Raw genomic sequence first — 25,350 nt, 5'->3', positions numbered from 1 at the left:
GAAACCGCTGAATTGTGCCGTTGTGTGCTCTGACGTACCGACATCAACACAGGTAAAATCGACAATCGCCCGCGCGCGAAAGTTCCTCACAAGGGCTTGGACGCCGCTTGAACCGCTATTTCAGCCGTCGCGTCTGCTGTCCGTGCGCCTTTGCGCAGATCGCGCTTCCCGCAGGCCCCTTCCCTTTAGCCGATGAAATACAAAGACCTGCGCGACTTCACCGCCCGCCTCGAAACACTCGGCGAATTGCGCCGCATCAGCCAGCCGGTTTCGCCCGTCCTTGAAATGACCGAACTCTCGGATCGCGTGCTGCGTTCGGGTGGTCCGGCTTTGCTGTTCCAGGCGCCGGTGGGACATTCCATGCCCGTGCTGGCCAACCTGTTCGGCACGCCAAGGCGCGTGGCGCTCGGCATGGGTATCGAGACGGAAGCTCAGGCGGCGGCCGACCCCAGTTTGCTCAGCGATAAAGCCGCGCTCGAGTCGTTGCGCGACGTTGGCCGGTTGTTGTCGGCGCTCAAGGAACCCGAGCCGCCGAAGGGCCTGAAGGACGCGGGCAAGTTGCTGTCGCTGGCGAAAGCCGTCTGGGATATGGCGCCGAAAACGGTCAGCTCGCCGCCCTGCCAGGAGATCGTATGGGAAGGACAGGACGTCGATCTGGCGCGCCTGCCCATTCAGACGTGCTGGCCAGGCGATGCCGGTCCGCTCATTACCTGGGGACTCACCGTCACGCGCGGCCCGAACAAGACGCGGCAGAACCTTGGTATCTATCGGCAGCAACTGATCGGGCGCAACAAGTTGATCATGCGCTGGCTCGCGCACCGGGGCGGCGCACTGGATTTCCGCGAGTTTGCACTCGCTAATCCAGGCAAGCCTTATCCGGTGGCGGTGGTGCTCGGCGCCGATCCGGCCACCATTCTCGGCGCCGTGACGCCCGTGCCGGACTCGCTGTCCGAATATCAATTTGCCGGTTTGTTGCGGGGCGCAAGAACCGAGTTGGCGAAGTGCCTTACGCCGGGTGTCGATACGTTGCAGGTGCCCGCGCGCGCGGAGATCGTGCTCGAAGGTTTCATCTATCCGCAGGACGGTCCTGTTGCGCCACTGCCCGCCGGCGCGCCGCCGCGGCCATCGAATAGCGCGTCGTCGAAGTACGAACACGCGCTCGAAGGCCCCTACGGCGACCACACCGGCTATTACAACGAACAAGAGTGGTTCCCGGTCTTCACCGTCGAGAAGATCACCATGCGCCGCGACGCGCTCTATCACTCTACCTATACAGGCAAACCGCCCGACGAACCGGCCGTGCTCGGCGTCGCGCTCAACGAAGTGTTCGTGCCGCTGTTGCAAAAGCAGTTCTCCGAGATCACCGACTTTTATCTGCCGCCCGAAGGCTGCAGTTATCGAATGGCGATCGTGCAGATCAAGAAGAGTTATCCGGGTCACGCGAAGCGCGTGATGTTCGGCGTCTGGAGCTTCCTGCGGCAATTCATGTATACGAAGTTCATCGTGGTGGTGGACGACGACGTGAACATCCGCGACTGGAAGGAGGTGATCTGGGCGATCACTACGCGTATCGATCCATCGCGCGATACTGTGCTGGTCGATAACACCCCGATCGACTATCTCGATTTCGCGTCGCCCAAGGCGGGGCTGGGATCGAAGATGGGGCTCGACGCCACCAACAAATGGCCCGGCGAAACGGACCGCGAATGGGGCCGGCCGATCACGATGGACGATGCAGTGAAGCGGCGCGTCGACGCGTTGTGGGACGAAATCGGCTTTTCCGGAGGGAAGCGCTCATGAACGTTGCGGCGACGGTGTATCGAGGGGATCTGGTTGAAAACACGCATGCCGCGCATGTGGCGGTCGTCGATGCCGAAGGCCGGGTGATCTACGCGTTCGGCGATCCGTCACGTTTGACGCTGGCGCGCTCGGCGGCGAAACCGGCGCAAGCGCTCGCGGTGCTGGAAACGGGCGCGCTGGACCGTTTCGGTTTCGACGACGCCGATCTCGCGCTGATGTGCGCATCACACAACAGCGAGCCGCGCCACATCGAACGCACGCGCGCGATGCTTGCGAAGGCGCACGTCACCGAAGCCGATCTTCGATGCGGCGGCCACGCCCCTTTGTCGGACGCGGTCTGGAAAGAATGGATCAGGCGTGACTTCACGCCAACCGGCGTATGCAGCAATTGCTCGGGCAAACATGCGGGCATGCTGGCGGGTGCACAGGCGCTGGGGGCGACCGTTCGCGACTATCACCTGCCCGAGCATCCGCTTCAGGTTCGGGTGAAACGCACCGTTGCCGAGCTCTGCGATCTGCCGGAAGACGGCGTGCAATGGGCTATCGATGGCTGCAATCTGCCTACGCCGGCCTTCCCTCTGGATCGCCTCGCCCGGCTGTTCATGAAGATGGCCGATGCCGATGTTAATTCCGAAACCGCGCCGCGCTCGAAAGCCCTGGCCCGGATCTATCGCGCGATGACGACGTATCCGGAACTCGTCGCGGGCGATGGCCGATTCTGTACCGCGTTGATGCAAGCCTTCGACGGCAATCTGGTCGGGAAAGTAGGCGCCGATGCAAGTTACGCGATCGGCGTGCGCGCTACCGGCACGCGCGGGTCGCTGGGCATCGCGATCAAGGTGGAAGACGGCAACACGGCCGTGCTTTACGCAATCGTCACGCATGTGCTCGGGCAACTCGACATCGGCCACGAAACGCAGCGCGCACAACTCGCCGCTTATGGAAACCCGCCAATGCGCAACACGATGGGTATAGAGACGGGACGGCTGGCGGTCTCGGTGCCGCTCGAACGCGTTCAGTTTTAGTACTTTAGTACGGGAGCATTTGTCCGGTTACCTCGCACGCCGCAGCATAAAAACGCGAAACCGGACAACCCGCTTCGCTCAATATAAAAAGATCAAAAAAGGAAAGTCGGGATGCACGTGTTGCCATTGCTGTCTGATGGATTTTTTCTGTCGTTGTCGCTGTGTCTGGATATTGGTATCGCAAACGTCGCGATCATCTCACTGACGCTTTCCCACGGTTTCAAGCCGGGCATGATGCTCGGTCTCGGCACCTGTTTCGGCGATCTCATCTACGCAGCGCTTGCGCTCGCGGGCATGGCGGCACTACTTCAGTTCGATACCGTGCGCTGGGTCGTATGGATAGGCGGCTCAATCGTGCTGCTTTTCCTGACCTTCAAAATGGCACGTGAAGCGCTATTTCCGGCGTCCGCGCCGCCGGTGGCGGGGGAACCCGATCTTCTCCCTACACCGCGGCCCTCTCACCTGCGCAGCTTCATGCGCGGCACCCTGCTCGCCGTGTCTTCACCCAGCGCGATCCTCTGGTTCGCCGCCGTGGGCGGCGCACTGATCGCGAAAGCCGGCGCAACGGGCCCGGGGAGCGCATCCGTGTTTCTCATCGGCTTCTTTTGCGGCGGGCTCGGCTGGACGCTCTTCATCTGCTCGCTCGCCAGCCACGGCCGCAAACGCGCAGGGACAGCATTGCTGCGCGCTTGCCACGTTTTATCGGCGGTGCTGTTTGCGTACTTCGCGTACAGCGTGATCGTCAACGGTTATCACGACCTGATCCTGAAGGGCGCGCAGACCTTATGACGGCACGCTATCAAGCGAGGAATTGAGCGAGCCGCGCGAGGTCGACATTGCCGCCGCTGACCAGCACACCGACCCGTTTGCCCTTCACCGGCACGATGTTCTGCAGCACGGCGGCCGCAGCCAGACAACCCGTTGGCTCGACCACCATCTTCATGCGCTGCGCGAAGAACTTCATGGTCTGCACAAGCTGGTCGTCGCTGACGGTGACGACCCGGTCCACATAGCGCTTCAGAATCGGGAAGTTGTATTCACCCACGTGCGTGGATGCGGCGCCGTCGGCAATCGTACGTGGCACCTCAATATGAACGATCTCGCCGCGTTCGAGCGACTGCTGCGCGTCGTTGCCCGCCTCCGGCTCCACGCCGATCACCGTGCAGGATGGACTCAACTCGGCTGCCGCCAGCGCGCACCCGGCGAGCAAGCCTCCGCCACCCAGGCACACGAACAGATAATCCAGCGGCCCGGTTTCTTCGATGAGCTCTTTCGCCGACGTCCCCTGTCCCGCGATCACATGCGGATGGTCGTACGGCGGAATCAGCGTCATGCCGCGCTCTTGCGCGAGCCTCGCACCAATCTCCTCGCGATTCTCGGTGTACCGGTCGTACGTGATCACTTCGCCGCCGTAACCACGCGTGGCTTCCATCTTCGCGGCCGGCGCGTCCTCCGGCATGATGATTGTTGCCTTGATACCGGCGATGCGCGCCGACAGCGCGATTGCCTGCGCGTGATTGCCCGATGAATACGTCAGGACGCCGGCCTGGCGCTGGGACTCGGAGAAATGCGAGATCGCGTTGAACGCACCGCGAAACTTGAAAGCGCCCATGCGCTGGAAGTTCTCGCACTTGAAGAACAGGTTCGCGCCGGTAAGCGCGTCGGCGGTGCGGGAGGTCATCACCGGCGTGCGATGCGCAGCGCCGGCAATGCGTTCTGCGGCGTCGGCAACGTCGGCGTAGGTAGGTGCGGGAAGGATTGACATCGAAACCCAAGGGCGGCGGTTGAGGAGCCTCCATTGTCCCAGCATCGTGGAGCGTTTGGAAAGCTGGCCAAATAGCCAACGCCGCCGGCTGGCCCCAGCGCCGATAAAGCAAGAACCCCGGGCGCAAAATGAAACAGCGCAACCCGGCTCGACGCCAGCGTTGCGCTGTTTTGCAGCCAAACCCCATAGTCAAATGGTCAGTTAGCCGATCCGGTCAAGCGTGGAACTTCAATGACGCCAGCCGCCATAACCACCGTGATAGCCGCGATATCCACCATGGTATCCGTACCCGTAACCGCCGCGATAATGACCGCGCCAGTACGGGCCACCACCGTAATAGCCGCCCACCACAACGGGCCCCGGCGCGTAGACCACGGGAGGCGGCGCATAGACCACTGGGCCAGGCGCGTAATACACCGGCGGCGGCGGAGCTGCGTACACGGGATAAGCCGGCACCCCAATGCCAATACCCACCGAAACGTGCGCCTGCGCGGCGCTCACAAAACCCACGCCAAGCGCGGCAGCTGCCAGAACCTGCACTATCTTCTTCACTTTTATTCTCCGCGCTGCGGTCCTGTACACACGACCGGTTACCGCAACGACATGCATTCAATGTAGCTAAAAACCCTGAATCCCACCTTAAGCATTTGTTGCAAATTGCAATATCTACAGTCCTAAAAATGGGTTTTGTCTGCCGAATTTCAAGCAGGCGGACAACCGCGCTGGCCTTGGCGCAAAGGATTAACGAGATGGATTAAGGGTTTGCTGAGAAAGTCACCGCCTGGCTACGGTTGTCCGGAGCGTTATTCCCAATGTCACCAAAGTAATGATTCATTACACTTTGCTTTTAGCGCCCTAAAAATGGAAAGCCCCGCCGGCCAAGTAAGCGTCGAGCGGGGCATCTTCAAGCTGTGCTGCTTTTTCAGGCAAACGGTGCTCAATGCACCCGTTCAGCCCACCTTAACGTAAGCGAATTCGCGGGTGACGCTGGGTGGCACGTATGCCCCACTGATCCTGACCCGCGGCGTAAGCCGTTTGCGCTGATCCCACCACTGACGCCGATGTGTGTGGCTAAGAAAACGCAGGTGTTTCCGATACGCAAAAATACTCATGGCGACTCCCGAACGTTGCAAAACAAGCACTGGCGCACATCGGCCAAAAAACCAACCCTGACTGTTCAGGCCCGGAACGCAAGTTTGCTCGAGCCTCGCAAAACCATTGGCAGCGGTGTTTCGCGCCGTTTTTATGGCGCCAACGCCGTTGCGCGATACTTCATCGTGCGCTGCGAACGTGAATCCGCGCATCGCAACAATTTCTATGGAGCAACTACCATGCCATTTTCAACGATGCCCCGCTTGGGCTTCGTCGGCGCCGGACGCCTCGCGCGCTGCCTGGCAGCCGTCTGGTCGCGCGCGGGCTATCCGGTGACCGCGATATCAAGCCGATCGGCGGCATCGGCACGCGAATTCGCAGGCGAATTGCCGGCATGTCTAGTCGCCGACGACGCCAGCGCGGTCGCGCAACACGCCGATATCGTATTTCTAACCGTTCCCGACGATTCCATCGGTGCGACGGCGAACGCTTTGCGGCTGGATCCGCCCCTCGGCGACGCCAAGGCGGTCGTGCATTGCAGCGGCGCCACTCCCGTCGATGTCCTCGCTGCGGCCCAGGCGCAGGGTGCGGACATCGGCGGATTCCATCCGTTGTTCCTGTTTGGCGGCCTGCCGAGCGACCAGACGCGCATTGCGGGCTGTTCAGTGACGATCGAAGCGAGCGGGTCCCTGCACGACACGCTGACCGCGCTGGTTCAGGCTCTGGGCTGCCATCCGCTATCCATCCCGCCAGGCGGCCGCCTGCTCTACCACGCCGCCGCGCACTACGCGGCCAGCTTTGCGCTGTGCTCGCTGTCGGAGACCGTGACGCTCTGGAAAGAGTTGGGATTCACCGAGGACGACGCATTGCGCGCCGTCCTGCCGATGCTCGCCGGCACCATCGAAACCGCGCGTGAAAAGGGTTTGCCGGGCGCGCTTGCCGGCCCGGTATCGCGCGGCGACGCGGGTATTGTGATCAAGCAGCTGGCGCTGCTGCAGGGCCTCGGCGGCGATCACGCCGCGCTATATGCACTGCTCACGCGGCGCGCGGTCGCACTGGCGAAACGGCGGCCCTCGCCACCGCCTGCGGAAGCACTGGACGCGATGTCACACGCTATCGAACTCGTGCTGAACGGGACCGGGCCGCGCGACGATTGATTGCCCGATCCATTGCCCCGATCCGACACGGATAGCCGGCCGTATGGGGGCACTCGTGTGCCGGCGTACGCCAAGCGGCACAAGCCGCCATCAAGCCATGCTATCGTGATGCCCGGCACGCCAGTGTGGCAAAGCCGCCGAGGGGTTCGGCCACCACGCCGGACGCCGGCAAAGATCGAGCAACGAGCGCTGCAATTCGCGGTTTGGAGTCTGGTTCAGGACCCGGACCGTGCGTTGAACCCACGCGAAGTTCCGGCTTCGGCCACCACCCTCGACGCCAACCCATTCCAGCTACGAGAACGAACAATGATCAAGGTGAGCTTTTTTTATCCGTATCGCGAGAATGCGCCGTTCGACATCGATTACTACTGCACGAGCCATATGCCCTGGGTGGCCGGCTTGCTTGGCGGCGTATTAAAGGGTTGGTCGGCGGAAGCGGGCCTCGCGGGTGGCGCGCCGGGTTCGTCGCCCACGTATATCGCAGCGGGCCACCTGCTGTTCGATTCCGTCGACGCCTTCACGGCTGCGGTCTCGCCACATGCGAAAGACTTCTCCGCGGACATCGTTAACTACTACCCCGACGGTGTTCCGCCGGTCGTACAGATCAGCGACGTCCGCGCCAGCAGCTGACTGGGAGTAACTGTTCCATGAAGCCGGGCGATTTCCGCTGCGGCTTTTCTTGCCCTGGTATCACTTCGCGCGGCCATGAGCGCCGCGCTTTTGCCTTGAAAAGGATTTGAGATGTTCGGCGAGATCGCCCGTTTTCTGCTCAACACAATCTTCACGCTGTTCGGCGCTGCCCTGCTGCTGCGCGCCTGGATGCAGGTCGTCCGCATGCCGCCGTACAACCCCGTGTCCAACGCGGTGATGCAAGCCACGAACTGGCTCGTCCTGCCGCTGCGCAAGATCCTGCCGGCGGCAAAGACCATCGACTGGGCGAGCATTCTCGCGGCTTTCCTCGCTGCGCTGGTGTTCGTGATCCTGCTGGTGCTGCTCGCGGGCGTCGATCCCGCCGGACTCGCGCCCATGCTGCCCACACTGCTCGCGGTCGCGGTGATCACCGTCATCAAATGGGCGCTGAATCTCATCATCTGGATGACGATCCTGATGGCATTGCTGTCGTGGCTGAACCCGCAATCCCCGGCCATGCCGCTGCTGTACCAACTCACGGCGCCGTTTCTCGAGCCGCTGCGGCGCGTGTTGCCGCGCATGGGCGGTATCGATTTGTCGCCTATCCTGTTGTTCGTGATCGTTCAGGTCCTGCTGATGATCGTCACGCGGCTGGCCGTGACCATGACCATGTTCGGGGTGTGAATTCCAGGGTTCAATCTCCGTCGATCCGCGTAAAGTTGCGGTAGGCGGGGTATTTCGCGTAAAATCGCGGTCTCTGCGGGCGTCGTATAATGGTAATACCCTAGCTTCCCAAGCTAGAGCCGTGGGTTCGATTCCCATCGCCCGCTCCAGTTTTCCTGCGCAAAAAGCCGCCTTCGAAGGCGGCTTTTTGATTTACAGCTGCGCTAGATTTGCATCGCGTTTGCCGCAAACTCCGCTCAACCCAGAACCCGCGTCCTTTTTCGATGATCCACGATCCCCCCCCCGGCCAAGACGAGACCAACGAAAGCGACAATGCCGACGAGGTCAAGGACCACGAAGCGGCGGATGCGGCCGGCGCGCTTCGTCATCGGCGGATTCGCAGCTTCGTCACGCGTGCGGGACGGGTATCCACAGGACAGCGTCGCGCGCTCGATGAATTCGGACCACGCTTTGTCGTGCCCTACGCGCCGAGGCCGCTCGACTGGGACGCCGCGTTCGGCCGCCAAGCGCCGCGCGTGCTGGAGATCGGCTTCGGCATGGGCGGGACGACTGCGGAAATCGCGTCAGCACGCCCCGCCGACGATTTTCTCGGCATCGAGGTCCATGAGCCGGGCGTGGGCGCGTTGCTGAAGCTGATCGGCGAGCAGGCGTTGACGAACATTCGCGTCGTCCAGCACGACGCCGTGGAAGTGCTGGAACACATGATCGCGGCGGACAGCCTCGATGGCGTCCATATCTACTTCCCCGATCCGTGGCACAAGGCGCGTCACCATAAACGCCGGCTCATCCAGCCGAAGTTCGTTGCATTGCTCGTGTCCCGCCTCAAGCCGGGCGGGTATCTGCATCTCGCCACTGATTGGCAGAACTATGCCGAACAGATGCTCGAAGTGTTGTCGGCGGAACCGGCGCTGGAAAACACAGCCGGCTCGGATTACGCGCAACGTCCCGATTACCGGCCTGTGACCAAGTTCGAACGCCGCGGATTGAAGCTCGGTCATGGCGTTTGGGATCTCGTATTCAAGCGCCGCTGAAAGACAGCTAAACATCTGTCAGCCCAATACAAAAACAGGCCGTTCCAACCAACGTTGGAACGGCCTGTGTCGTATTTGCTTGCGGACTTCGAGCCTTGATTTTCAGTTTCAGCCAACACCGCTCGCGCTGGCGAACGGCTCTAAAAACCGCGAATCATCACTCCGTCCAACTCAACCCGCCGCTATACCCGACAATCAGGATCAGCAGCCCGAAGCCGATCCGATACCACGCGAACGCCGTGAAATCGTGCGTGGCGACATAACGCAACAGCCATCGGATACACGCGAATGCGCTGATAAACGCAGCCACGAGCCCAACGATAAACAAGCCCAGCGAATCGACGGACAGCGTGCGCCACTCCTTCGCGAGTTCATAAAGCGTGGCGCCGAAAATAATGGGGATGGCGAGGAAGAAGGAAAACTCGGTGGCGACTTTCCGTTCCAGCCCGAACAACATCCCGCCGATAATCGTCGACCCCGAGCGCGACGTGCCCGGAATCAGCGCGAAGCATTGGGCGAGCCCGACCTTGAAGGCATCGGCGTAAGAAAGATCCTCCACCGACGTCACCCGTGGCGCGACATTGCGTTCGCGATGCCGCGCTTCCGCCCACAGGATCACGACCCCGCCCACGATCAGCGCGACGGACACCGGCACCGGAGCGAACAAGACGGCCTTGATGTGCTTTTCGAACAGCAAGCCAAGCACGACCGCCGGAATGGTCGCGATGATCACGTTCAGCGCGAACCGGCGCGCCTTGGGCTGCGTGGGCAACCCGGCGACGACCGAGCCGATCTTGCGCCGGTATTCCCAGACAATCGCGAGGATCGCGCCGAACTGGATCACGACGTCGAAGGTCTTGGCCTGGCCGTCCGTGAAATTCAGCAGACTGCCCACAACGATCAGGTGCCCCGTGCTCGATACCGGCAAAAACTCGGTCAACCCCTCCACCACACCCAGAATCAGCGCTTTGCAAAACAGGATCCAGTCCATCGCTCCGCCCTTTTGGCATAGTTTGGCCGTCGCCAGCCAAGCGTTCGGGCACGCGCGTACCGGATTGCGCCGAAAAAACTACTTCTCGACGATCTGCACGCGTATGCCGTTTGTAAGGACGGTGATTGTACCGGGTTCGTAATTAACACCGGCAAACTGTAATTGTTCTGGCTTGAATGTGTAGATGGGATAACGGTCCAGGAACTGCGTCGCCATGACCGCGCCGACCGCGTTGATCTGCTGGGCGTATTGCGCAGCCTCGCCGGAGACCTGGGTGTCGTCGACCGTCGGTGACATCAGGATCACCGAGTGGCTGGCGGCATCGTAGGAAAGTTGACTGGAAAGCGTAAACACGCCGGTGACCGGATTGGGCATGAACGGCGTCGCGAGCCGCGCGTCCAGCCGTACGGTTATCCGGTTGCGATCAGGCGCGAGGCCGACCAGCGGATTGCTCAGCGTGACATCGAAGATCTGCGAGGCCGTGCGTTGGAACGGAAACTTGCGCTGTACCGCGTCCTGGACCTGCGCCTGGCTGAACGTGTAGTGATCGGGGATGAACGGAAATATCGATGCGGCGCATCCCTGGGTTCCCAGCGCCACCGCGCTCGCGCCGCCAAGGGCTACGAGCAGGAACCGGCGCCGCTTCGGCGCAACGGCTTGAGTCATGCGAAATTCTCCAGTGACTTGAACTTGAACTTAAGCGATGAGGATTCGACCGGCTAGGCGCGCTCAGGTTGCGTATCGATTTCGAGTTGCGTGAGCCAGGCCAGCGCGTAGGCACGCGTGTCGCCGCACATGGACGCCGATGGCTGCAAGCCCGAGCAACAGGCCGGCCTGCGCGGATCGCCGAAAATCGCACAGCGCAGATCCGCGCCGAGCTGGACGCAACGCACACCGGCCGGCTTGCCGTCGGGCATGCCGGGAATCGCGCTCGAAATCGATGGCGCGATACAGCATGCACCGCAGCTTTCGCGGCACGCGTGGACGGAGTTCGGGCGGGAGGCGGCAGACATCGGTTCGTACTGTTTGGGCAAATGGGACGAATGGGGCAACCCGGTATTGTGCCACCGCGCGGCTGCGGCGTTATCACGCAAGAACCAGGGGAAGGGGTCGGCTAGACTCGGAGCACCCTCCTCAAGTCTGTCCGCAATGTCCCTCTTTCGCCCCGATCTGCTCAACAAATACGACGCGGCCGGTCCGCGCTACACGTCGTATCCCACCGCCGTTCAGTTCACCGACACCTTCGATCCCGCCCATTACCATCGTGCCGCGGCGGACCCGGGAGCGGCATCGGCGGATCTTTCGCTGTACTTCCATATTCCATTTTGCGACACCGTCTGCTTCTATTGCGGCTGCAACAAGATCGCTACAAAAAATCGTGCGCACGCGCGTCCGTATCTTGATCGGCTGAAACGTGAAATTGCGTTGCAGGCAGCCTGTTTCGATACGACGCGCCCCGTCTCGCAATTGCATTGGGGCGGTGGCACGCCGACGTTTTTATCCCACGATGAAATGGCCGAGCTGATGACCGCGACCGCTGAGTCGTTTCGCTTGCTGCCCGACGCGCAGGCCGAGTATTCGATTGAAGTCGATCCGCGCGAGGCATCGGCGGAAACAATCGGTGTATTGCGCGATCTGGGTTTCAACCGGCTGAGCTTCGGCGTGCAGGACTTTGATCTGCGCGTGCAGCAAGCGATCAATCGCGTTCAGCCGCTCGAAACCACGCAGATGGTCATGTCGGCGGCACGGGCCGAGGGTTTCAAGTCGGTCAGCGTTGATCTGATCTACGGCTTGCCGCATCAGAACGTGGAGAGCTTTAGCCGCACGCTCGACACGATCATCACGCTCGCTCCCGACCGGCTTTCCGTATTTGGCTACGCGCATATGCCGAGCATTTTCAAGATGCAGCGGCAAATGGACGAAGCCACCTTGCCCTCGCCAGCCGTGCGTCTGGCGATTCTGGAACGGGTTATCGAGAAACTGACCGAGGCGGGTTACGTGTATATCGGGATGGATCATTTCGCCCTGCCACACGATGAACTCGCTGTTGCGCAGCGAGCGGGCACGCTGCATCGAAATTTTCAGGGTTACAGCACCCAGGCGGATTGCGATCTGATCGGTTTGGGGGTTTCTTCCATTGGCAAGGTCGGCGATGTCTACGCGCAGAACGCCAAGGACATCGCCGGTTATGCCGCCGCGATCGATCGCGGTGAACTCGCGATTGCACGAGGCGTGCAGCTAAGCGCCGATGATCGGCTGCGGCGCGACATCATCACTGAAATCATGTGTCAGTTTTCCCTGCGCTTTGATGCGTTCGAAGCAGCTTATGGGATCCGGTTTGACGCTGCTTTTGCCAGTGAGCTGGAGCGCCTGAAATCGCTTGAAGCCGATGGCCTTGTCAAGGTGAACCACGATGGGATTGATGTGCTCCCCGCCGGCCGCCTGCTCGTGCGTAACGTGGCGATGATCTTCGATCGGTATCTCGCCGGGAACGCCAGGCAGCGGTTTTCACGGACGATCTGACCGATAAGCCGCGGAGACATTCCCGCCGAGGTGGACCGCGTGCCTTGAATGCATCGCTGCGCCACGTAAGCTCGCTTTACGCACGAGGTTGCGTTCGAAGTTACGTTCGAAGTTACGTTCGAAGTTACGTTCGAAGTTACGTTCGAAGTTACGTTCGAAGTTACGCACGAAGTTACGTTCGAAGTTACGTGATTAACCGCAGCTTATTTCTTCGTGAGCGCGGCACCGCCCTCACGCTCCTCGCTGTCCACCGTGACCTTGCGCGGCCGGCCGCCACGCGCGCCGTTCGCGCGGGCCGCGGCCGCTTTGGATTCGCTGCGGCTGGCCCCGCCCTCCTTGCCCAGTCGCCTGGCCATGAACGATCGCGACCCCAGCACACCGGCAAGTAACGGCGCCACGAGAATGTCGGCGTCGACGGTGGGGAAATACAGACCCGTGCCGGACGCCGTGATTTCGATCGTATTCAGGTCGCTGTCCGAAGCATTTTCCAGACCCTGAATAATCCGCGCGGGAATCGCGAACAACGCGCCGTTCGACAGTTCGATAGCCACCCTTCCGTCCACCGGATTAAACGAGGCGGACAGGGCAACCGGATGTTCGGCAACGTGCTTGCTCATCCGCTCTTCGGCTTCGCGCATCTGGTGTTCGGTGATATCAACAAAAGCAGTCATGAAGTGTTTTCCATTCAGTGCACAGCGAGCCGACTACGTTTTGCATCCGGCGGGCGAAGGTATTTGCATCAACGTGCGAAAAACCGTGATTCTTTTGCAAGGTCGGCGGTCCGGCCGGACAGTGCAGGTTGAAAATGGCGTGTTGCTTGCCATCAAGGACATGCACGTGAGCAGGTTGATGGTCGTTTAAATAGATCACGACGCGGGCAGCGCCGATGCGGAAAATCGTTGGCATGTAGTCACTCTATCCGTTAGCTGCGTGCAAGTAAACCCAAACGCTTGGGTTTTTACAGGACTGTTGTTTGCCGCTGCAAAAGACCGCCTGCAGGAACCCGCCAAGCTTAGGCAGGAAGCGGTAACGGCGCTATCAGCCGAATGGCCGAGGGGCCCGGTTTATCGAGCGCCGCGCGCGCCGCGTCGAGTATTTATTACTGGGCTGGCTTAGAATGACAGCCACTTTTGGGCAAGTTACATCAGGCGTTTCATCGCGGCCTTCAGCACGGCAATGAGCAACGCCACGGTGCGAACGGATCACTCACCGCGCCGCATTTGCGCTCTGTGCAGAACGCCCGTCCTTGCCCCTTTTTGCAGCCCCTTTTACAGCCCGCCACGCCACCGGTTTCTCTCGACATCATGCCCATCACTTCGTCTCAGTTCGCGCCTCTCGCACAACTCGCCGCCGCGCTTCGTGACGGCAAAACCACCAGCCGCGAGTTGGTGGAGCAAGCGCTCGAACGCATTGCCGACCCTTCGGGGCAGGGAGCGGTTTCGTTCCTGCACGTCGATGCAGAGCGCGCCCGCGCCGCCGCCGACGCCCACGACGCATTGCGCCGTGCGGGTACCGTCCTCTCGCCGCTGGCGGGCATTCCTGTGTCGGTCAAGGATCTCTTCGATATCGAAGGCCAGGTGACACGCGCCGGCTCGCGTGTACTGGCCGACGCACTGCCGGCAAAGGCCGACGCCGTCGCCGTTGCTCGGCTGCGGCGGGCGGGCGGCGTGATCGTCGGGCGCACCAACATGAGCGAATTCGCGTTCTCCGGGCTCGGGCTGAACCCGCACTACGGAACGCCGCACTCGCCATATCGAAGCAATGTAGCGGGCGACGAGCGGATTGCCGGAGGCTCGTCATCAGGCGCTGCGGCGTCGGTGGCCGACGGCATGGCGGCCATCGCGCTCGGCACCGACACCGGCGGCTCCATACGCATCCCGGCCGCGCTCTGCGGGCTCACCGGCTTCAAGCCAACCGCTGCCCGCGTGCCTACGCAAGGCGGCGTGCCGCTGTCCACCACGCTCGACTCGTTCGGGCCGATCGGGTTGTCGGTGGCGTGCTGCGCGCTTGTCGACCGCATCCTGGCCGGCCGGGACTCCGGCGTACCCGCGATCCGTCCCCTGGACGGCGTGCGTCTTGGCGTGCTGACGAACTACGTCATGGACGGTGTCGACGAAACGGTCGCCAGTGCCTACTCCGCGGCAATCGGACATCTGTCTGCAGCCGGTGCGCTGGTGGAAGACGTGCGTTTCGCGCCGCTCGATCGACTCGCCGAGGTCAATCGATTCAGCTTCGCGTCAGTCGAGGCTTATGCATGGCATCGGCCGCTGCTGCACGCACACGCCGATCAATACGATCCCCGCGTCCACGTCCGGATCCTGAAAGGCCAGCCCGCCAGCGCAGCTGATTACATCGACTTGTTGCAGGCGCGCGCCGTAATGATCGAGCAGGCGCGCGCGCTGTGGCAGCGGTTCGACGCCATCGTGTGCCCGACCGTGCCGGTCGTGCCGCCGCGCGTGGCCGACCTCGAACACGACGACGAAGCGTTTGGCCGGACCAACGCGCTGATCCTGCGCAACCCCTCCGTTTTCAATTTCCTCGATAGTTGCGCATTGTCGCTGCCGTGCCATCCGCGGGGTGAAGCGCCGGTCGGCCTCATGCTGGCCGGGGCGCCGTTCAGCGACGACACGCTGCTCTCCATCGGTCGTGCCGTGGAAGCCGTACTCGAAACCACGCGCTAAGCCGTTCATGCCATGCCTGAAACCGCCTTGGGGCAGGGATCGCGATAGAATTCCGTCGCGGGACGTGCCCTTTCAGGTGTTTTTTTCTCGAACAATTCGAAAAATATGAACAACTCCTTGAACCATTTCACCATGCACCACGACGAGCGCGAGATTCGCCGCGAACGACGATTGCTGGTCTTGCTCGCTGTGATCTCTCTCGGGCTCGTGGGCGGAGCGCTCTATCTTCAGTTCGTCAAAGGTGAAGATCCCTGCCCGCTTTGCATCATTCAACGCTACTTTTTTGTGCTGATCGCGGTCTTTGCCCTGCTCGGCGCTTCGTTCCGGGGATGGAGCGGGATCGCGCTGCTCGAAACGCTGGTTGCGCTGTCCGCTCTCGGGGGCGTGGTAGCAGCCGGACGGCACGTTTATGTGCAGGCGCATCCGGGATTCAGCTGTGGGTTCGATGCCCTCCAGCCCGTCGTGGATTCTCTTCCGCCCGCGAAGTGGCTGCCTCAGGTCTTCAAGGTCGCAGGGCTTTGCGAGACGCCCTATCCGCCCATTTTCGGACTCTCGCTTCCGCAATGGGGCCTTATTGCGTTTGCGGTGATCTTCCTGGCCGTCGCCGGCAGTTTGTGGGGCAAGCGCAGGTTGCGCGCCGGTTGAATGGGGATGGCGTACGGTTCAGGCCTTAGACCTTGGCCGAACTGCTCTCGCTTTCGGCAAGAACTGGGGATCCGCGCTGTGTGGCCGGCCTCAGGCTTGCCAAAGACGCTGTTGTCCAATCGTGCTTTTTTGTAGCGCCACCGCGCACGAACGTCTGTCACCGTTATCCGGTCCGCCGGACTTCGACACCAACGGCCCAAAAAGTCTCCTCTCGCTTCATCGCGGTCTGTCCCATCCCTCGGTGTTCTGGCGTCGTTTCCGCCGACCCTCATCCGGCTCTTCGCATAGTCTTGATACGTTCGCCGGAATATTTTTGAGATATTGCGGTGATATCGTTATCTTTGGATGGCGATCCACGTGCGCGCTTTCGGCCTGATTTCTTTTGAATCCGACGCCGATTTTCGCGTAACGCGCGCCCGATCCGCAATGTCTCGGACTTATTTATGACAACGCAAACCATCCGGTTCTTCCAGCGCAACGCCGTACGAGAAGTGCACGACGTACCCGCTTCCCGCACGGTGCTCCAGCATTTGCGCGAGCACGACCAATGCACCGGAACCAAAGAGGGATGCGCGGAAGGCGATTGCGGTGCCTGTACGGTGGTGATCGGTGAACTCGATATAGACGGCCAACCCGTTCTCAAAGCTGTCAATGCCTGCATCCAGTTCATGCCTACGCTTGACGGCCGAGCGCTCTTTACTGTGGAAGACCTGCGCGCCAGGGACGGCACGCTGCATCCGGTCCAGCAAGCGATGGTCGATTGCCACGGCTCGCAATGCGGCTTTTGCACGCCCGGTTTCGTCATGTCGATGTGGGCGCTGTATCAGAATCAGCCCGCCGACGCCGGCCTGCCCACCCGGGACGAAATCAACGCTGCCCTCTCCGGTAATCTCTGCCGCTGCACGGGCTATCGGCCGATCGTGGATGCGTCGCAGAAAATGTTCGAGTACCCTCGCGCGCCGCTTGATCGCGACACGCTCAAGCGCCAGCTCGAAACCATCCAGCGCAAGGAAACGCTCGAATACTCCGCGCCCGACGCGCGCGGCGCTGCATTCGGCCACCCGACGTTCTTCGCGCCCGTCTCTCTCGCCGAATTCGCCCGCTTGCGCGCCGACCATCCGGACGCGCGCATCCTGGCCGGCAGCACTGACGTCGGCCTGTGGGTCACCAAGCAATTCCGCAATCTCGGCGACATCCTGTATATCGGCAATGTGAACGACCTCAAGTCGATCACTCGCGACGGCCAATGGCTGAGCATCGGTGCAGCGGCCTCGCTGGAAGATTCATATGGCGCGCTCTCGGCTGTGTATCCGGAACTGGCGGAATTGTGGACGCGCTTTGCTTCGCGGCCTATCCGCAACGCCGGCACGCTCGGCGGCAACGTGGCGAATGGTTCGCCCATCGGCGATTCCATGCCGGCACTGATTGCCCTCGATGCCCAAATCGTGCTGCAAAAAGCCGCCAAGGTCCGCACGATGCCGCTCGACGCCTTCTATCTCGGCTATCAAAAATCCGCGTTGGAAACGGGCGAATTCGTCGCGGGAATTCGCGTGCCGTTGCCATCGACGAAACTGCGCTTTCGGACTTACAAGGTATCCAAGCGCTACGACCAGGACATCTCGGCTGTGTGCGCCGCGTTCGCCGTGACGCTCGACGGCAACCGCGTGGTAACCGCGCGTTTCGCGTTTGGCGGCATGGCTGCCACGCCCAAGCGGGCATCGAATGCGGAAGCCTTGCTGGTGAATGAAGAGTGGAACGAAGCGAACGTGCAAGCCGCCATGCGCGCGCTGGACGTCGACTTCCAGCCGCTCACCGACATGCGGGCGTCGAGCGCGTACCGCAGCAAGGTGGCGCGCAATGTGCTGTGGCGTTTCTTCCTCGAGACCCGTGAGGATTCGCCGCTCGCGCTCCGCGACGTCAACGCGTTCGCGTTCGATGTGCAATACGCGACATGACGCCACACCAAGCCCCAAGGACCACGCGATGAACAAGCGTACCGACCCACACCACATCGACCGTGCCGCCGCTGACGCGCTCGCGTTACACGCGGCCGCGAACAAGCCGGAGCGCGCAGCGATCGGCGTCGGCTTGCCGCATGAATCGGCGACCCTGCATGTCAGCGGCGAAGCGACTTACGTCGATGACATCGGGGAACTGCGTGGCACGCTGCACGCGGCGCTCGGTCTGTCGCGGCATGCGCATGCGCGCATCGTCTCGATCAATCTCGATCTGGTTCTGGCCGCGCCCGGCGTAATCGCCGTGTTCACCGCCGACGACATCCCCGGCGAGAACAATTGCGGCCCCGTACTCCACGACGACCCGATCCTCGCGAAAGATGAAGTGCTGTATTTAGGACAACCGGTGTTCGTGGTCATCGCGGAAACGCACGATCTCGCGCGCCGCGCGGCAGCGCTTGCCAAAAGCGAAGAAGTGATCCGATACGAACCGCGCGAAGCCATCCTGACGCCGCGCGACGCGAAAGCGAAACAGCAGTTCGTGCTGCCGCCACTGCATCTGAAACGCGGCGATCCAGACACAAAAATCGCGTCGGCGGCGCATCGGCTGCAAGGCGAATTCGAGGTTGGCGGCCAGGAACAGTTCTATCTCGAAGGGCAGATCGCGTATGCCATTCCGAAGGAACTCGACGGTTTGCTCGTCTACAGTTCCACGCAGCATCCGAGCGAAATGCAGCATCTGGTCGCGCATATGCTCGACTGGCCGACGCATAACGTCATCTGCGAATGCCGCCGGATGGGCGGCGGGTTCGGCGGCAAGGAATCGCAGTCGGGCGTCTTCGCGTGCATCGCGTCGCTGGCGGCGCATTTGCTGCATCGGCCGGTGAAATTGCGTGCGGATCGTGACGACGACTTCATGATCACCGGCAAACGCCACGACGCGGTCTACACCTACGAAGCCGGTTTCGATGACGACGGCCGCTTGCAAGGCGCGCGGGTGGAAATTGCGTTGCGCGCAGGTTATTCGGCGGATTTGTCGGGCGCGGTGGCCACGCGCGCCGTCTGTCACTTCGACAACGCGTATTACCTGCAGGACGTCGACATCACCGCGCTCTGCTGCCGCACCAACACGCAGTCGAACACGGCGTTTCGCGGCTTCGGCGGTCCGCAAGGCGCGCTGGTAATGGAAATCATGATGGATGAAATCGCGCACCGTCTGAAGCGCGATCCCGTCGATATCCGCCGCGTCAACTACTACGGCATCACCGAGCGCAACGTGACGCCCTACGGCCAGACCGTGGAAGACAACATCATCGCGCCGCTGACTGACGAACTGCTGGCATCGAGTGCTTATGTGCAGCGGCGCAACGCGATTGCTTCGTTCAATAAAGCGAGTCCCGTGCTCAAGCGCGGCATCGCGTTCACGCCGGTTAAGTTCGGCATCTCGTTCAACGTGCCGTTCCTGAACCAGGCGGGCGCGCTCGTGCATGTCTACAAAGACGGCTCCGCGCTCGTGAATCACGGCGGCACCGAGATGGGCCAGGGTCTGAACACCAAGGTCGCGCAGGTCGTGGCGAATGCGCTGGGCGTGGCGTTGTCGCGCGTGCGCGTGACCGCCACCGATACCTCGAAGATCGCGAATACATCGGCCACCGCCGCATCCACCGGCAGCGACCTGAACGGCAAGGCGGCCGAAGCCGCCGCGCTCACCATTCGCGGACGCCTTGCAGAACTCGCCGCGAAGCAGCTTGGCGGACGCGCGGAAGACGTGCGTTTTCACGATGGCGTCGTCGAGTCGAACGGCGGCCAGATGCCTTTCGACCAACTGGTCGCAGCGGCCTATCTGGCGCGCGTGCAGTTGTGGTCGGATGGTTTTTACGCCACGCCCAAGGTCAACTGGGATTCGAAAACGCTGACCGGCCAGCCCTTCTACTACTTCGCGTATGGCGCGGCGATCTCGGAAGTGGTCGTGGACACGCTCACCGGCGAGTGGCGGCTGTTGCGCGCGGACATCCTCCACGACGCGGGCCAGTCGATCAATCCCGCGCTCGATATCGGCCAGGTGGAAGGCGGTTTTGTCCAGGGCATGGGCTGGCTGACAACCGAAGAACTCTGGTGGAATCGTGATGGCCGGCTGATGACGCATGCGCCGTCGACGTACAAGATTCCATCGGTGAGCGACATTCCCGCTGCGATGAACATCGCGCTCTACGATAACCAGAACGTCGAGCCGACCGTGTTCTTGTCGAAAGCCGTGGGCGAACCGCCGTTGCTGCTCGGTTTCTCGGTGTTACTGGCGATCCGCGCCGCGGTGGCGTCGGTCGCGCCCGATTCATCCGATGCCCCGGTACTGCGCGCCCCGGCCACACCCGAATCGATCCTGAATGCGCTGGACGCGCAGGCCGCGAAAGCGCTCGCCCCAACGGCCGCAGACGTCGCGCAGCCTGTGTCGGTCAACTAATAAACCGGAGCCTATTGATGCCAGCCTGGCTACACGATCTGCAACACCTTCTCGCACATGGCGACGCCGTCGTGCTGGTGACGGTCGCGCGCGTGGAGGGCTCGGCGCCGCGCGAAGCGGGCACGAAGATGATCGTTACGCGTGACGATGCACGCCACACCATCGGCGGCGGCCATCTGGAATGGAAGGCGATTGAAACCGCGCGGCAGGTGCTGAAAGACGGAGCGCGCAGTCCGCACATGCGGCGCCTTGAGCGTTTCGCGCTCGGCCCAAGCCTTGGTCAATGCTGCGGCGGCGCGGTCGTGCTGACGTTCGAGCGGCTGGATGTAGGCGATCTCGGCTGGGTCACATCATTGAATAAACGCATGGCGCAGGGACTATCCACGGTGCGCAGCGTCGGCTTCGGGCCGGTCCCGGACAGCGTGATGATCTCCGATCCGGAACCGGGCGTAGCCGGCCCCGATTGCCTGCTCTGGGACGGCGCGGGTTTCGATGAAAGCGGTTCGTTGCTGACCGAAACCATCGCAGTGCGCGAGTTTCCGGTGGTGCTGTTCGGTGCCGGCCATGTGGGCGCGGCGATCGTCAGGGTGCTCGCGAATCTGCCGTGCCGCGTGGTGTGGGTCGACGAGCGCGATGAAACCTTCCCGCCCATTGACCGGCTCCCCGACAATGTCACGATGGACGCCAGCGGAATCCCGGAAGCCGCTGTGGACGAAGCACCGGCCAACAGCTATTTCCTCGTGATGACGCACGACCACGCGCTCGACCTGACGCTCGCCGAACGCATTCTCCGGCGCGGCGATTTCGCGTTTTTCGGCATGATCGGATCGCATACGAAGAAGGTGCTGTTCGAGCGCCGACTGACTTCACGGGGCATAGACCCCATGCGGATCAAGCGCATGACGTGCCCGATCGGCGTACCCGGCATTGACGATAAAGCGCCGGAAATGATTGCAGTATCGGTGGCAGCGCAGTTGCTGCAGAAGGTCGAGGAACGCGCCGCGCACAGCTACAATTCGGCGCAGCATCCGCAAACCGCGTGATCCAGACCTTTTAAAGCACAAAACAAGCATGAATCCCACTCTCGCTGACAAGATCGCCCGCGCGCCCAAGGCCGAACTCCACATTCACATTGAAGGTTCGCTCGAACCCGAGCTGATCTTCGAACTCGCGAAACGCAACGGCGTGACGCTCGCGTACGACTCCATCGACGCATTGCGCGCGGCCTACGCGTTCACCGACCTGCAATCGTTTCTCGACATCTACTATGCGGGCGCGAGCGTGCTGCTGCACGAACGTGATTTCCACGACATGACCCTGGCATACGTTGAACGCGCGCTCGCCGATCATGTCACGCACACCGAAATTTTCTTCGATCCGCAGACGCACACCGAGCGCGGTGTATCGATCGCCACCGCGGTCGCGGGTATCGAAAGCGCGCTGGCCGAAGGTGAGCGTCGCGGTTTGACGAGCAAGCTGATTCTGTGTTTCCTGCGCCATTTGCCGGAAGAAGACGCGCTTAAAACGTTCGATGAAGCGCTGCCCTTGTTCGATCAATACAGGCACCGGCTGATTGGTGTCGGGCTGGACTCGTCGGAACGCGGCCATCCGCCTTCGAAGTTTGAACGCGTGTTCGCGAAGGCGCGTGAGAAAGGCCTGAAGCTCGTGGCGCACGCAGGCGAGGAAGGGCCGCCCGCGTACGTGTACGAAGCGCTCGACCTGTTGAAAGTGGATCGCGTGGATCATGGTGTGCGCAGCATGGAAGACCCGGCGCTGGTCGCCCGTCTCGCCGATGCCCGTATCGCATTGACCGTCTGCCCGCTGTCGAACCTGAAGCTGCGCGTGTTCGACGACATGGCGAAACACACGCTCAAGGCGCTGCTGGATCAAGGCGTGGCCGTGATGATCAACTCCGACGACCCGGCGTATTTCGGCGGCTACGTGAACGCCAACTATTTCGCGATTCTCGACGCCTTGAATCTCAATGACGCCGAGTGTTACACGCTGCTGAAGAACAGCCTGGAAGCGTCGTTCGTGACGGACGCCGAACGCGTTGCGATGGTAGCCAGACTCGATGCCTATTGGCACAACTCGCACGCGGCGGCATGAGCGAGAACGCCATGGCTACGATCACCAACGATACAACCACGCTCGAGCGTTTCTTCGGCATCCGCGCGGCGGGTTCGCGCACGAAGACCGAGATTGTTGCGGGCATCACGACCTTCCTCACGGCGATGTACATCATCGTCGTCAATCCCGGGATTCTGTCGCAGGCAGGCGTCCCCTTCCCTGCCGCGCTGACCGCCACCGTCATTGTCAGTTTCCTCGGCAGTTGCGCGATGGGCCTCTACGCGCGCAACCCGGTGCTGGTTGCGCCCGGCATGGGCATGAACGCGCTGTTCGCGTTTGTGATGGTTCACAGCGGCAAGATGCCGTGGCAGACCGCGCTCGGCTGCGTGTTCTGGGCAGGCGTGATCTTCGCGGTGCTTGCAGCGTTCAACGCGCGCAAGCTGGTCGTCGATGCTATTCCGGCGAACCTGCGTCATGCGGTGTCGTGTGGCATCGGCCTGTTTATCAGCCTGATCGGACTGGTCAATGCGAAGTTTGTTATCAGCGATCCGGTGACGATCGTGCATTCGGCGTCACTGAATCCGGTGGTGATCACGTTCCTGATCGGCCTCGCCGTGACCACGATTCTGGTTGCACGAAAGGTAACCGGCGCGTTGATGATCGGCATCATTTTCACGACCGTCATTGCGATTCCCATTGGCCGCTTCTGGGGCGACGGCACCGCTTACTGGCCCGCCGCCATTGCCACGAAAACGCTCGTGAACTGGAACGGATTGTTCTCGGCGCCGGACTTTTCAGCGGTCGGCCAACTGGACCTGCTCGGCTCGCTGAAGGTGATCTACTGGCCGTTTATTTTCGTGATGCTGTTCACGTCGTTTTTTGACGCGCTGTCCACCTTCATGGCGATTTCGGAAGCCGGCAAGCTCTACGATAAAGACGGCAACCCGCGCAATATCCGCCAGTCGATGATGGTCGATTCCTTCGCAGCGCTGGTCTCCGCGCCGCTCGGCACGAGCCCGGCGAATGCGTACATCGAATCCGCGGCGGGCATTTCGGCGGGCGGCCGCACGGGGCTGGTCGCGGTCGTCGCCGGCCTGTGTTTCCTGCCCTTCCTGTTCCTCTCGCCGCTGCTTTCGCTGGTGCCTGCCATTGCGACCGCGCCCGCGCTGGTGCTGGTCGGCGTGTTCATGATGGAGTCGATCACGAAGATTGAATGGAGCCGTTTCGACGAAGCCATTCCCGCCTTCCTCGCCATGATCCTGATCCCGCTGACGTATTCGATCACCGACGGAATAGCGTACGGCTTCCTCGCGTTTGTCGTGATCAAGTCGTTCACCGGCCGCAGAAAAGAAATCAAGCCGGCGATGTGGATTGTCGCCGCGCTGTCGTTGCTGTTATTGACACAGCTATAAGGGCGTTGACCCGCTTTACTGGAGACGTTTCACCCATGACTCAGACCGCTTACCGCGCACAGCTACTCACGTTCCGCGACGATCCCGCATTCTCCGACGACAACGCCGTGCATGAAACCGACGGCCTGTTGCTGGTGGAAGAGGGCCGCGTGGTGGCAGCGGGCGCATATGCGGCGCTGCGTGAGACCATCGCGCCCGATGCAATCGTTAAGGACCTGCGGGACAAATTGATCGTGCCGGGTTTCATCGACTCGCACATTCACTATCCGCAGACCGACATGATCGCCTCGCCCGCGCCGGGTCTGCTGCCGTGGCTGAACACGTACACGTTTCCGACCGAGCGCAAGTTCGAGGACCCGGCGTATGCACGGGAAACGGCGAGCTTTTTCATCGATGAACTGCTGGCCTGCGGCACGACCACGGCGCTCGTGTACTGCACGGTCCACAAGCAATCCGTCGATGCCTTCTTCAGCGAAAGCGAGTCACGCAACCTGCGCATGATCGCGGGCAAGGTGCTGATGGATCGCAACTGCCCGGAGTATCTGCGCGACACGGCGCAATCGGGCTACGACGACAGCGCTGAACTCATCGCGCGCTGGCACGGTCGCGGGCGGCAGGAATACGCGCTGACGCCGCGTTTTGCGCCCACTTCGACGGAGGCGCAACTCGAAGCCTGCGCCGTGCTCGCGCGCAAGCACCAGGACGTGTATATCCAGAGCCACGTCGCCGAAAACACCGACGAGATCAAATGGGTCGAAAGCCTGTTTCCGGGGCATCGGAGCTATCTGGATATCTACGATCACTACGACTTGCTGCGTCAGCGCGCGGTGTATGGCCACTGCATCTATCTCGACGATACCGACCGCCAGCGCATGGCTGAAACCGGCGCGGTGGCATCGCATTGCCCGACATCGAATCTGTTCCTGGGAAGCGGCTTGTTCGATATAGAAAAGGCCGGCGCCGCGAAGATGCCGGTGGCGCTTGCAACCGACGTAGGCGGCGGCACCACATTTTCGATGCTGCAAACCATGGGCGAAGCGCACAAGATCGCGCGTCTGACGGGACACCATCTGACGGCGGCGCGCATGTTCTGGCTGGCGACCACGGGCGCGGCTCAAGTGCTCGATATGGCGGACCGTGTCGGGACGCTGCAGCCCGGCAGCGAGGCGGATTTCGTTGTGCTGGACCCGGCTGGTACGCCTCTGCTTGATCGCCGGACTTCGCGGGCTGAATCGCTGGAAGAACTGCTGTTCGCGTTCGCGATGCTCGGCGACGACCGCGCCGTGTTCGAGACGTATGCGGCGGGAAAATGCGTGCATCGGAGAGGGACGCGGCGCGGGACGGTGGCGGAGTTGGCTGCGGCTTGAAGCGGTTGCGGCCCGGTAGCCTGAGCGTACGATCGGGCCGCGCGCGCGCCGGACGCCGCCT

The 25,350-nt window shown here is 61.9% G+C and carries 23 protein-coding genes and 1 tRNA gene; 17 read left to right on the top strand and 7 right to left on the bottom strand.

Going from position 1 to position 25,350, the window contains the following annotated elements; genetic code table 11:
* The first annotated feature begins 192 nt into the window (after positions 1 to 192).
* The 3 genes from ACSQ8V_RS04645 (at position 193) to ACSQ8V_RS04635 (ending at position 3,614) form a co-directional block, all read left to right on the top strand.
* The gene (locus tag ACSQ8V_RS04645) at positions 193 to 1,800 is read left to right on the top strand and encodes a UbiD family decarboxylase (protein WP_436205027.1); all 1,608 of its coding nucleotides are present in this window, start codon (positions 193 to 195) and stop codon (positions 1,798 to 1,800) included.
* Entirely contained in the window at positions 1,797 to 2,825 is a 1,029-nt protein-coding gene (locus tag ACSQ8V_RS04640) for an asparaginase (RefSeq protein WP_436205026.1), read from the top strand. Before ACSQ8V_RS04645 ends, ACSQ8V_RS04640 begins: the two co-directional genes overlap by 4 nt.
* Positions 2,826 to 2,936: 111 nt before the next feature.
* Positions 2,937 to 3,614: a LysE family translocator gene (locus ACSQ8V_RS04635; RefSeq protein ID WP_213762563.1), complete on the top strand. Its 678-nt coding sequence runs from the start codon at positions 2,937 to 2,939 to the stop codon at positions 3,612 to 3,614.
* A gap of 10 nt (positions 3,615 to 3,624) precedes the next feature.
* On the opposite strand, the gene ACSQ8V_RS04630 is transcribed toward ACSQ8V_RS04635, so the two are convergent.
* Both ACSQ8V_RS04630 and ACSQ8V_RS04625 read right to left on the bottom strand, forming a co-directional pair.
* Positions 3,625 to 4,590 (bottom strand): threo-3-hydroxy-L-aspartate ammonia-lyase, encoded by a 966-nt coding sequence (locus tag ACSQ8V_RS04630; protein ID WP_213762562.1) that lies wholly within the window; start codon positions 4,588 to 4,590, stop codon positions 3,625 to 3,627.
* Between the two features lie 228 nt (positions 4,591 to 4,818).
* Entirely contained in the window at positions 4,819 to 5,142 is a 324-nt protein-coding gene (locus ACSQ8V_RS04625) for a hypothetical protein (protein WP_213762561.1), read from the bottom strand.
* 779 nt (positions 5,143 to 5,921) lie between these two features.
* Here ACSQ8V_RS04625 and ACSQ8V_RS04620 point away from each other — a divergent pair.
* From ACSQ8V_RS04620 to trmB, 5 genes are all read left to right on the top strand, one after another.
* Positions 5,922 to 6,839: a Rossmann-like and DUF2520 domain-containing protein gene (locus ACSQ8V_RS04620; protein ID WP_436205025.1), complete on the top strand. Its 918-nt coding sequence runs from the start codon at positions 5,922 to 5,924 to the stop codon at positions 6,837 to 6,839.
* A gap of 306 nt (positions 6,840 to 7,145) precedes the next feature.
* Positions 7,146 to 7,469 carry an EthD family reductase gene (locus ACSQ8V_RS04615; RefSeq protein WP_436181039.1) on the top strand — a complete coding sequence of 108 codons (324 nt, stop codon included), beginning with the start codon at positions 7,146 to 7,148 and terminating at the stop codon, positions 7,467 to 7,469.
* Positions 7,470 to 7,580: 111 nt separating this feature from the next.
* Positions 7,581 to 8,153: a YggT family protein gene (locus tag ACSQ8V_RS04610; protein ID WP_213762558.1), complete on the top strand. Its 573-nt coding sequence runs from the start codon at positions 7,581 to 7,583 to the stop codon at positions 8,151 to 8,153.
* 75 nt (positions 8,154 to 8,228) lie between these two features.
* Positions 8,229 to 8,302, top strand: a tRNA-Gly gene (locus ACSQ8V_RS04605).
* Positions 8,303 to 8,416: 114 nt separating this feature from the next.
* Positions 8,417 to 9,184, top strand: a complete 768-nt coding sequence (trmB, locus tag ACSQ8V_RS04600; protein WP_436205024.1) for a tRNA (guanosine(46)-N7)-methyltransferase TrmB — start codon at positions 8,417 to 8,419, stop codon at positions 9,182 to 9,184.
* A 157-nt stretch (positions 9,185 to 9,341) separates the two neighbouring features.
* Here trmB and ACSQ8V_RS04595 read toward each other — a convergent pair whose 3' ends face one another.
* From ACSQ8V_RS04595 to ACSQ8V_RS04585, 3 genes are all read right to left on the bottom strand, one after another.
* Positions 9,342 to 10,175, bottom strand: coding sequence for an undecaprenyl-diphosphate phosphatase (locus ACSQ8V_RS04595; RefSeq protein WP_436205023.1), 834 nt, complete (start codon positions 10,173 to 10,175; stop codon positions 9,342 to 9,344).
* 78 nt (positions 10,176 to 10,253) lie between these two features.
* Positions 10,254 to 10,841, bottom strand: coding sequence for a DUF1439 domain-containing protein (locus ACSQ8V_RS04590; protein ID WP_436205022.1), 588 nt, complete (start codon positions 10,839 to 10,841; stop codon positions 10,254 to 10,256).
* 53 nt (positions 10,842 to 10,894) lie between these two features.
* Positions 10,895 to 11,188 (bottom strand): YkgJ family cysteine cluster protein, encoded by a 294-nt coding sequence (locus ACSQ8V_RS04585; RefSeq protein WP_213762554.1) that lies wholly within the window; start codon positions 11,186 to 11,188, stop codon positions 10,895 to 10,897.
* A 136-nt stretch (positions 11,189 to 11,324) separates the two neighbouring features.
* Between ACSQ8V_RS04585 and hemN the strand changes: the two genes are divergently transcribed.
* Entirely contained in the window at positions 11,325 to 12,698 is a 1,374-nt protein-coding gene (gene hemN, locus ACSQ8V_RS04580) for an oxygen-independent coproporphyrinogen III oxidase (RefSeq protein WP_436205021.1), read from the top strand.
* Between the two features lie 203 nt (positions 12,699 to 12,901).
* On the opposite strand, the gene ACSQ8V_RS04575 is transcribed toward hemN, so the two are convergent.
* Together ACSQ8V_RS04575 and ACSQ8V_RS04570 are read right to left on the bottom strand one after the other, a co-directional pair.
* A complete protein-coding gene (locus ACSQ8V_RS04575; RefSeq protein WP_213762552.1) occupies positions 12,902 to 13,369 on the bottom strand; it encodes a DUF2442 domain-containing protein in 468 nt (155 codons plus the stop codon).
* Entirely contained in the window at positions 13,353 to 13,604 is a 252-nt protein-coding gene (locus ACSQ8V_RS04570) for a DUF4160 domain-containing protein (protein ID WP_158936452.1), read from the bottom strand. Before ACSQ8V_RS04570 ends, ACSQ8V_RS04575 begins: the two co-directional genes overlap by 17 nt.
* A 398-nt stretch (positions 13,605 to 14,002) precedes the next feature.
* Here ACSQ8V_RS04570 and ACSQ8V_RS04565 point away from each other — a divergent pair, with 398 nt between their 5' ends.
* The 8 genes from ACSQ8V_RS04565 to guaD all read left to right on the top strand — a co-directional run bounded on the left by ACSQ8V_RS04565 (position 14,003) and on the right by guaD (position 25,289).
* On the top strand, positions 14,003 to 15,379 hold the full coding sequence (locus ACSQ8V_RS04565) for an amidase (RefSeq protein ID WP_436205020.1): 1,377 nt from the start codon (positions 14,003 to 14,005) through the stop codon (positions 15,377 to 15,379).
* Positions 15,380 to 15,511: 132 nt separating this feature from the next.
* Positions 15,512 to 16,024: a disulfide bond formation protein B gene (locus ACSQ8V_RS04560; RefSeq protein ID WP_436206594.1), complete on the top strand. Its 513-nt coding sequence runs from the start codon at positions 15,512 to 15,514 to the stop codon at positions 16,022 to 16,024.
* A 443-nt stretch (positions 16,025 to 16,467) separates the two neighbouring features.
* Positions 16,468 to 17,979: a xanthine dehydrogenase small subunit gene (xdhA, locus tag ACSQ8V_RS04555; protein WP_436205019.1), complete on the top strand. Its 1,512-nt coding sequence runs from the start codon at positions 16,468 to 16,470 to the stop codon at positions 17,977 to 17,979.
* A 28-nt stretch (positions 17,980 to 18,007) separates the two neighbouring features.
* Complete coding sequence (gene xdhB / locus ACSQ8V_RS04550; RefSeq protein WP_436205018.1) at positions 18,008 to 20,440, top strand: xanthine dehydrogenase molybdopterin binding subunit; 2,433 nt, start codon at positions 18,008 to 18,010, stop codon at positions 20,438 to 20,440.
* A 17-nt stretch (positions 20,441 to 20,457) separates the two neighbouring features.
* Positions 20,458 to 21,483, top strand: a complete 1,026-nt coding sequence (gene xdhC / locus ACSQ8V_RS04545; protein ID WP_436205017.1) for a xanthine dehydrogenase accessory protein XdhC — start codon at positions 20,458 to 20,460, stop codon at positions 21,481 to 21,483.
* 28 nt (positions 21,484 to 21,511) lie between these two features.
* Entirely contained in the window at positions 21,512 to 22,549 is a 1,038-nt protein-coding gene (locus ACSQ8V_RS04540) for an adenosine deaminase (RefSeq protein ID WP_213762547.1), read from the top strand.
* An 11-nt stretch (positions 22,550 to 22,560) separates the two neighbouring features.
* Positions 22,561 to 23,922: an NCS2 family permease gene (locus tag ACSQ8V_RS04535; RefSeq protein ID WP_436205016.1), complete on the top strand. Its 1,362-nt coding sequence runs from the start codon at positions 22,561 to 22,563 to the stop codon at positions 23,920 to 23,922.
* Positions 23,923 to 23,957: 35 nt separating this feature from the next.
* Positions 23,958 to 25,289 carry a guanine deaminase gene (gene guaD / locus ACSQ8V_RS04530; RefSeq protein WP_436205015.1) on the top strand — a complete coding sequence of 444 codons (1,332 nt, stop codon included), beginning with the start codon at positions 23,958 to 23,960 and terminating at the stop codon, positions 25,287 to 25,289.
* Positions 25,290 to 25,350: the final 61 nt, after the last annotated feature.

Source organism: Caballeronia sp. LjRoot31 (assembly GCF_964253885.1).
Classification (GTDB): domain Bacteria; phylum Pseudomonadota; class Gammaproteobacteria; order Burkholderiales; family Burkholderiaceae; genus Caballeronia.
This window is presented reverse-complemented; position numbering and strand designations above follow the sequence as displayed.